This window comes from Collinsella aerofaciens, from assembly GCF_964243765.1.
Classification (GTDB): Bacteria; Actinomycetota; Coriobacteriia; order Coriobacteriales; family Coriobacteriaceae; genus Collinsella; species Collinsella aerofaciens_BU.
In genome coordinates this window covers 1-1,590 of sequence record NZ_CAXTGI010000024.1, presented here as the reverse complement: position 1 = coordinate 1,590, position 1,590 = coordinate 1, and the positions used below count along the sequence as shown (strand labels likewise).

Here is a 1,590-nt window from a genome sequence, read left to right as displayed (position 1 = left end):
AACATTCCGCACTGATATTTTCTGTGTTGAAGACGTTGATGATGCACCCGTATACCATTGACGTCGACACCATCAGATGCGGACCGCGCGGTGACCCCACATTCCGCTGGCGCCCACAGGGCTGCCCTCGTTTCCTGACATGTCCCGCGCGGGCCGCGGCGAGCCGAGACCGCCGCATGACCTAATAGGAGCATGGAGCGATACCGCGGACCCGAACAACCGCATTCTATCGCGCCCCGTCAGTGTGCCGTCTGCCCGGTCCAGGCGAGCACGGAAAGAACGGAGCGAGACATGAGAACCGAATCGACACCCGGCGCCCGCGGGCCGGTCTTCTGCGGGGTCGACACCCACGCCGACTCGCACTGGCTGTGCGTCCTCGACTGGAGGGGCCGCAAGGTCCTGTCCCGCCAGTTCCCCGCCGACGCGGCGGGCTACGAGGCGCTCGCCGGGGCGATCGCGGCGGCCGGGGAGCCGGCCTGCGTCGCGATGGAGGGGACGTCGTCCTACGGGGCGGGCCTCACCAGGCACCTCGCGTCGCTGGGGATGCCCGTGCGCGAGGCGCTCTCCCCGGCGAGGATGCAGAGGAGGCGCCCGGGGCAGGGAAAGTGCGACGAGGCGGACGCGGAGAGGGCCGCCCGCGCGGCGATGTCCGGCTCGAAGCTCGGGACCCCCAAGAGCCAGGACGGGTGGGTCGACGGGGTGCGCTGCATGCTCGCGGCGCGCTCCGGGGCGGTGAAGGCGCGGACCTCGGCGATAAACACCGCGAGGTCGCTGCTCACCACCGCGCCGGAGGGGCTCAGGTCGAGGTTCCGCGGCATGGGAGGGCCGAGGCTGATGGAGGAGCTCCCCTCCGTGCGCGCCGAGGGCGCGCTGGGCGCCGCGCTCGGCGCGCTGGCGGACCTGTGGGAGGCGGCGCGCGACGCGGCGCTCGACATGGAGCGCGCGATCGAGGCGTCCCTGGAGGAGAACTGCCCCGCGCTGCTGGCGATGTACGGGTGCGGGCCCGTGAGCGCGGCCAAGCTCGCGGTCGCGGCCGGGGACAACCCGGGCAGGCTGCGCTCCGAGGCGTCGTTCGCGGCGATATGCGGGGCCTGCCCCATCCCCGCCTCGAGCGGCAAGACCGTGAGGCACAGGCTCAACAGGGGCGGCGACCGGCAGGCGAACAGCGCGCTGCACGAGATCGCGAGGCAGAGGGTCATGCGCGACCCCGAGACCGCCGAGTACGCCGAGAGGGCCAGGGGGCGGGGGAAGAGCGACAGGGAGGTCATGAGGTGCCTCAAGCGCTACGTGGCCAGGGAGGCGTACCGGGCGCTGATGCACCCGCACGAGATCAGGAGGCCCGAGGACGCCTCGGAGCTCGTGGCGGCCAGGCGCGCGGCGAAGGTCAGCCAGGTGAGGGCGGCGTCCATATTGGGAACCAGCGAGAAGTACATCTCGATGCTGGAGAGGGGCCAAAGGGAGCTCAAGCCCATAAGGAGGGCCTACGAGGCATGGGTCGAGGCCGGGCTTCCGCTCGATTGGGACAGGCGGGCCTTCGAGGCCGAGCGCAAAATGGATTCTAAAAAACACCTTGCCAAATAGGAGCGTCAG

Annotated in this window: 1 protein-coding gene; it reads left to right on the top strand. The window is 70.5% G+C overall.

The annotated features are described in order from the left end of the window. Nucleotides 1-192 precede the first annotated feature (192 nt). Nucleotides 193-1,581 carry an IS110 family RNA-guided transposase gene (locus tag ACESSC_RS09730; protein WP_443985207.1) on the top strand — a complete coding sequence of 463 codons (1,389 nt, stop codon included), beginning with the start codon at nt 193-195 and terminating at the stop codon, nt 1,579-1,581. Nucleotides 1,582-1,590: the final 9 nt, after the last annotated feature.